The sequence below is a fragment of the Microcystis sp. LE19-10.1B genome (genome assembly GCF_027530565.1).
Classification (GTDB): domain Bacteria; phylum Cyanobacteriota; class Cyanobacteriia; order Cyanobacteriales; family Microcystaceae; genus Microcystis; species Microcystis aeruginosa.
Genome location: NZ_JAPZQM010000505.1, coordinates 1 through 1250 on the forward strand (window position 1 = coordinate 1; position 1250 = coordinate 1250).

Genomic DNA, 1250 nt, shown 5'->3' on the forward strand with positions numbered 1-1250 from the left:
TTTTTTCCCCTCAAAAAGTGCCAGCCATTGCGGGGATCGGGGGAAAATTCAGGTACTTTTTCCCTGAAAATTAGGTAGTTGACCACCTCAAAACTGGTAAAACCCCACACCCCACACCCCACACCCCACACCCTGCCCCCAGGAAAAGCTTTTTCGGCAAACCCTATCTAATTGTGTGTTGGGTTTTTTTAGGTCAATCCAACCGACAAGAGCGGATATAAAATCTAATATAATCAAGACAGCAGGTCATCCCATAGGTAATTCTCAAATGAATTATAAGATTGACATAGAACAAGAAGAAGATGGACGATATATTGCTGAAATCGTCGAACTTCCGGGAGTTTTAGTCTATGGCAATAGTCAACAGGAAGCTATTGCTAAAGTTCAAGCACTTGCTTTGCGTGTCTTAGCCGATCAACTTGAACAGGGAGAACTTCCAGAAAATCACCTAAATTTATCATTTGTTGCTCTATGAGTCAATGGTCAGCAACGAAAGCCAAACAAGTTTTAAAAGCATTAAAAAGCATAGGTTGGAAAATTAAACGCAGTGGACTGTTTCAGCTAAAATAGGGCAATAGATTTCGGCTTAAAGTCTTAAATTATAGAATTTATAGCATTTTTCTAATACACCAAATTAACTGAAACAATCCAGTAGGGTGTGTTAGCGATAGCGTAACACACCAATTTAATAATAAATTTGCTGCGTGGGGAGCGGATTATTGATTTTGGTTTTTTAACAGAATTGGTAGCCGCAAACACAAACCCTACCAGATTAAGCGATCGCACTCAACTTAATATCAACAGACTTTCTGTTTCACTATCAAAAAATTCAACAATAATTAAAAAATAACCTCTTAAAATTTCGATAATCTTTGCAGTGGGACTATTACCAATACGAAGATAGATAAATTTTGGTGGATGACCATATAATAGACTGCGCTGATGAAAATCGGCATCTTTAGAGACAATTACAAAATCGTTGAATTTGGCAAATTCCCAGATAAGTGCATCATCAGTATTGATCAGTCCTAAAGTCTTGACGTGCTGAGAATTAGAATATAAATCAATTATTTTATCAATAATCCGATCTGACAAATTTTCATCTAATAACTGAACTTCCCCCATACATATATACCACAATAGCTGAAAACCCTTATCCATCAATGGATGCACCCCCTTAACTTATCTTAATGTACCCATGTAATTTGTAACATTTCTTAATGGACAAGAATTCTCTCCATTTGCTAGAA

Annotated in this window: 2 protein-coding genes; one reads left to right on the forward strand and one right to left on the reverse strand. The window is 36.7% G+C overall.

From position 1 onward, the window contains the following. Nucleotides 1–268 precede the first annotated feature (268 nt). A complete protein-coding gene (locus O9332_RS18100) occupies nucleotides 269–475 on the forward strand; it encodes a type II toxin-antitoxin system HicB family antitoxin (RefSeq protein WP_004159326.1) in 207 nt (68 codons plus the stop codon). A 311-nt stretch (nucleotides 476–786) separates the two neighbouring features. On the opposite strand, the gene O9332_RS18105 is transcribed toward O9332_RS18100, so the two are convergent. Then, nucleotides 787–1161, reverse strand: a complete 375-nt coding sequence (locus tag O9332_RS18105) for a DUF5615 family PIN-like protein (protein ID WP_288026714.1) — start codon at nucleotides 1159–1161, stop codon at nucleotides 787–789. Nucleotides 1162–1250: the final 89 nt, after the last annotated feature.